This is a genomic window from Arthrobacter rhizophilus, from assembly GCF_026241105.1.
Taxonomy (GTDB): Bacteria; Actinomycetota; Actinomycetes; order Actinomycetales; family Micrococcaceae; genus Arthrobacter.
In genome coordinates, this window is the sequence record NZ_JAPFFT010000065.1 from 1 (window position 1) to 4,976 (window position 4,976).

General features: G+C 63.9%; 5 protein-coding genes. 4 read left to right on the forward strand and 1 reads right to left on the reverse strand.

The features are described from left to right. Positions 1-178: 178 nt before the first annotated feature. The 3 genes from OOZ51_RS22255 (at position 179) to OOZ51_RS22265 (ending at position 2,720) form a co-directional block, all read left to right on the forward strand. Positions 179-673 (forward strand): SRPBCC family protein, encoded by a 495-nt coding sequence (locus tag OOZ51_RS22255; protein WP_265982143.1) that lies wholly within the window; start codon positions 179-181, stop codon positions 671-673. Continuing rightward, positions 666-1,235, forward strand: a complete 570-nt coding sequence (locus tag OOZ51_RS22260) for a GNAT family N-acetyltransferase (protein ID WP_265982145.1) — start codon at positions 666-668, stop codon at positions 1,233-1,235. The genes OOZ51_RS22255 and OOZ51_RS22260 overlap by 8 nt, the downstream gene beginning before the upstream one ends. 126 nt (positions 1,236-1,361) lie before the next feature. Beyond that, positions 1,362-2,720: an FAD-binding oxidoreductase gene (locus OOZ51_RS22265; protein ID WP_265982150.1), complete on the forward strand. Its 1,359-nt coding sequence runs from the start codon at positions 1,362-1,364 to the stop codon at positions 2,718-2,720. Between the two features lie 11 nt (positions 2,721-2,731). On the opposite strand, the gene OOZ51_RS22270 is transcribed toward OOZ51_RS22265, so the two are convergent. After that, positions 2,732-3,952: an amidohydrolase family protein gene (locus OOZ51_RS22270; RefSeq protein WP_265982147.1), complete on the reverse strand. Its 1,221-nt coding sequence runs from the start codon at positions 3,950-3,952 to the stop codon at positions 2,732-2,734. 261 nt (positions 3,953-4,213) lie between these two features. On the opposite strand from OOZ51_RS22270, the gene OOZ51_RS22275 reads away from it, so the two are divergent. Further along, a complete protein-coding gene (locus OOZ51_RS22275; protein ID WP_265982149.1) occupies positions 4,214-4,885 on the forward strand; it encodes a GntR family transcriptional regulator in 672 nt (223 codons plus the stop codon). Positions 4,886-4,976: the final 91 nt, after the last annotated feature.

Sequence of the window (4,976 nt, forward strand, 5' to 3'; positions counted from 1 at the left end):
CAACCGGAACTGCAGGAGCGTCCCGTCAGGACCGGCCATAGGTGAGCAAGCGTCACCCCGGGACGCCCCGGAACTGCAGGAGCGTCCGGCCAGAGGGCCACATAGGTGAGCGAGCGTCGGAAGGGGAGCGCAATGAGTCTCGAGCCGCTTGGGTCGCTGGACGGTAATGTTGGTGCACATGGAGAGCCTTTTCAGTCACGCAGCGTCGGACTCCGGACCCCAGCCAGAGCAGTCCGGTGAGCTGGACCCCGTAGTGTGCACCGTCGTCGTGCCGTCGCCCGTGGCGCACGCTTTCATGGGCTTCACCGATCACCCGCATTTGTGGTGGCCAATGGAGGACCACAGTGTCTACGGCGCGGGCTCGCACGTCGAGTTCGAGGAGAACCTGATCGTGGAGACGGCTGACGACGGCCGTACGTCCGTTTGGGGAACGATCGACGATTGGCAACCGCCGTTGTCGTTCCACGCGAGCTGGTATCCGGGTAGCACTGCGATGTGGTCCACTGAGCTTCGAGTGGCCTTCCATGCGGTTGATGGGGGTACGGAGTTGCGGCTGGTTCACGACGGCTGGGAAGGCGCCGAGGACCCTGCTCGAACCCGTGCAGACTACGCGGCTGACTGGCCGGGAGTTCTTGATCGCTATGTCCGATTCATGGGCGGCGGAAGTGAATAGAATCCGTCGTCTTCAATCCGCGGACTGGCGGTTGCTTCGCGAGGTCCGGTTGGAGATGCTCTTGGACACTCCTATGGCCTACGTGGAGAGCCTGACGGCGGCGCGGCGCCAGACTGACACGCAATGGCAAGAGCGCGCCGCAACCATGTCAGGCGACTCCAGCGTCACCTTGGTGGCGGATGACGGGACTGACGGTAGCCGGATCATGGGACTCATGCGCGTCGTTATCAAGCAGCCGCAGGATCCCTCCCAGGCGCCTCAGGCCATGCTCATAAGCGTCTATGTGGCACCTGAGCACCGGGGCCTGGGCCTGGCCGACCAGTTGCTTGATGAGGCTTGCGCTGTAGCAAGCGCCGAGCTTGGGGCCGGCTTGATCGAGTTGGGGGTCCACGAAGATAACGCCCGCGCCAAGGCGTTCTATGCCCGGCACGGATTTGAAGTCACAGGCGCAACACGGCCCTATCCGCAGGACAAAGCCAGGTTGGAAATCGTCATGGCCCGCCGGATTCCGCAGCCCTCTGGACCGAGCCAGCCGGAGCACCGGGCCATCGTCGCATACTAGACTCGAAGCACTGAAAACACCGCGAAGACTGCCGAATTGGCGTGTCCGCGGTGCTCAGATGCGAAGGGACCCATCTTGTCGGACTACACAGCCGTTGCCGGAGACACCAAACGCACTGGCGGCTTCATGGATGAGCTTGCCGCCGCGCTGAACCCGGGGCAAGTCGCCGTCGACGAGTCCACTCGCAGAACTTACTCTGTGGACCAAGGACCCGTCTTGGACCTGCAGCTGCCTTTGGCTGTCGTGTTTGCGGATTCCGTCGAAGACGTCCAGCACGTGGTGCGCAGCTGCGCCAAGTATGGGGTCCCGATTGTTGCCCGTGGCGCGGGGACCGGTGTTTCGGGTGGCGCACATGCCAGCCAGGGATGCATCGTGCTCAGCCTGGAACGGATGAACCGCATTCTGCAGCTCAACGCGGATGACGAAACCGCCGTCGTAGAGCCTGGTGTGGTGAACGCTGATCTGAACGCTGCGGCGGCCGAACACGGCCTGATGTATGCGCCGGACCCCGCGAGCTACAAGATGTCCACCATCGGCGGCAATGTGGCCACGAATGCCGGCGGCCTGCGTTGCGCCAAGTATGGGGTGACAAGGGATTCAGTGCTTGCGCTCGACGTCGTGCTGGCCGATGGATCGCTCATTCACACCGGACACCAGACCTTCAAAGGCGTGGCAGGCTACGATCTCACGGCCCTGTTTGTGGGCTCCGAAGGAACGTTGGGGATTGTGGTGGGCGTGACGGTGCGCCTCCGCTACCTGCCCCGGGATGTACAAACCGTAGCGGCCTTCTATCCGGATTTCCGCGGCGCCGCCGCGGGCGTCCTGGCGGTTGGCAAGGCCCGTGTCCAGCCCGCCATCATGGAAATGCTCGATGCCGGAACACTGGCCCAGCTCGACGAACTGTACGGCTCTGACCTTAGCGAACGTGGACAGGCCCTGTTGCTGATCCAGACAGACGGATTCGGGGCCACCGCGGAGGCGGCATTGGTGCGGGAGGTCTTGGCGGCTGGGGGCGCCATGGTGATGGCCGGAGCGAACGCCGAAGCCGAACGCCTCATCGACATGCGGCGCTCAAGCCGAGGCGACGAAGCGGACAACGAATACCGGGTGGGCGAAGACGTCGCCGTTCCGAGGTCGCGACTGGTGGACTACGTGGCCGCGCTCGAAGCAATGGCCGTCACCCACGATGTCAGGCTCAAGGTGGTGGCCCATGCTGGCGACGGCAACCTGCACCCCACGTTCTGGGTAGACCGGGTGGACATGGAAGTAGACGCGGACGCCATGTCCCGCCTCAACAGGGCGCTGGATGACTCCATCGATGCCGCGCTCGAGATGGGCGGAACCATCACCGGCGAACATGGGGTGGGGCAGTACAAGCTTCGATGGCTCGGGCTCGAGCAGCCAGAGCCCATCCGCGAGTTGCAACACCGTATCAAGGCGCTTTTCGACCCGGCTGGAATCTTCAACCCTGGTAAAGCCATCTAAGCCTCTGCCGCTTAGACGAGTTCGAGCTGGTCTGCCACGACCGTGCCTCGGTGGATCACCGTACGATCGGCGCCGCGGTCCATGACGGCGGAGGCGACCGTTTCGCCGTCGAGCAGCAGGAGTTCGGCAGGATCGCCCACCTCAAGGCCCGGGCGGTGTGCCGTGCCCTTCAGGCGGGTGGCGGAGGGGTCCAGGATGCTGGCGCCGCCCACCGTGGCGATCGCGAGGCAGTGCTCGATGAGCTCGTCCTTGCGGAAGCCGTGGGTGAAGGCCAATTGCCATGTGCGGTCCAGCATGTCCGTGTTGCCGTAGGGGGACCAGTAATCACGCTGGCCATCCTCACCTAAGCCCATGCGGACGCCCGCCTCAGCGAGCAGCGGAATGGGCAGCTGGCCGGAGACCGACGGCGCCACGGAGGCCATGGAGATGTCCAGCTCCGCGAACTCCTCGATGAGGCGGCGCGTAGTGGCCTCGGAGACGCTGCCCAGCTGGTAGGCGTGGGACAGAGTGACTTTGCCTTGCATCCCCAGTGCGCGGGTGCGCTCGATCACCAGGTCCGTGCTGAAGACGCCGAGTTCGCCTGGCTCGTGGAGATGGATGTCGATGGGGACCTGGTATTTTTCGGCCAGCCCGAACACGATGTCCAGATGCCTTGCAGGGTCGCGGTCCAGGCTGCAGGGATCGATGCCACCCATGACGTTGGCGCCGGCCTTGAGGGCCTCGTCCATGAGGGGCAAGGTGCCTTCCTCGAGGAGGAGGCCGGCCTGCGGGAACGCGATGATGTCCACTTCGGCCTGGTCCTTGAACTGCTCCTTGGCAGCCATCACGGCGTCGAAGCGCTCGAGACGGCAGTCAACGTCGATCTGGGCGTAGGAACGGACACGGGTGGTGCCGCGCGCGATCATCCGACCGAGGGTGTTCTTGACGCGTTCCTGAAGCGGGACTTCGGCGTTGCGCCAGTTCTCGCGATCGTTCATCATCATGGTCCACACGCCGGGGCCGCCGGTGTGTTCGCGGAACGGCAGACCGATGCGGGTGGAGTCCAAGTGCACATGGACGTCCGAGAACGACGGCACGAGGAGACGGCCATGGCCATCGACTACGGTTACGTCGCCAGCCGCGGCTGCGCGGGCCGGGTCATGCGGTTCGACGCCGGCGATCTTGCCGTCCATGATGAGGACGTCGCTCAGCGCTTGTCCCCAGGGTCGGACGGCGCGGATCAGGGTGTTCAAAGCATGGCTCCCTTGATAGTTTGTATACCAAAAAAGCGTAGAGCACGATTGGTACGATGTAAATCACCAACAATGCATCATCCGGGATACCAAACAGCCCGTCCGGGTATTCGCTATGGGACTCGTCCGGAGGAGGGACTGAGAGCGGTTTCAGCGCGTGTATGCTCGGGTGGAGCGCTGAGCGGCGACGTCCGTCCGGCTCCAAGGACAACTGCACTCCATGGACGAAGACAATGGGGAATGGAAGGGTGGCCAAAGCCGATGTCGGAAACCCTGAATGGCCGCGACGACGAGGCCCGCGCTGAACAGGTCTACCAGCTGGTTCTCGAGGGAATCGTGGCCGGGAAATACGAGCAGGGCGTGCGTCTGCGCGAGAGGGAGCTTTCTGAGCTCTACAACGTTTCGCGAATCCCCGTCCGCGAAGCCATCCAACGCCTCGAGCAGGATGGCTTCGTGGAGACGTTCCCCCGCAGGGGTGCCGTAGTGCGCAAATTGACGCTCACCGACGTCAATGAACTCTTCGACGTCCGGCTGTGCCTGGAAACGTTTGCCGCCCGGATGGCGGCCGTCCGCGTCGCGGCGGGAGAGCCGGGCCGGCGCCTCCAAGAACTGCTGGACGACGCAAGGGAAGCGATCGACGACGGCCGGACTGACGACGTCGTGCGCCTTAGTGCGGCGTTTCACGCCGAAATCGTGCGGCTCTCCGGCAACCGGCTGCTCATCGAATCCGTCAAGCCGCTGTTCGGCCGCATGCGTTGGATCTTCGGGTTGGCCCACAACCGAAGCAACGAACTCCAGCGCGACGAGCACATGGAACTGTGCAGCGCCATCCTTGGCGGCAAGGCAGAACTCGCCTACACCCTTGCGTATTCACACATCGAACTCGGACGCGAACCGGTGTTGGCGGGACTAGCGGAGACGCTGGAGCCCTAAACCCCCGCGCTAGTCCGAAGTTACGTCCGTCGTGACGTGCGAGATCCCCGCCGTGGCGGGGATCTCGCTGTTTTCGGGTCGGGTTGTTCTG

Coding starts and splice junctions, on each gene's coding strand:
- OOZ51_RS22255 (WP_265982143.1), top strand. CDS start 179: ATGGAGAGCCTTTTCAGTCACGCAGCGTCGGACTCCGGACCCCAGCCA.
- OOZ51_RS22265 (WP_265982150.1), top strand. CDS start 1,362: ATGGATGAGCTTGCCGCCGCGCTGAACCCGGGGCAAGTCGCCGTCGAC.
- OOZ51_RS22275 (WP_265982149.1), top strand. CDS start 4,214: ATGTCGGAAACCCTGAATGGCCGCGACGACGAGGCCCGCGCTGAACAG.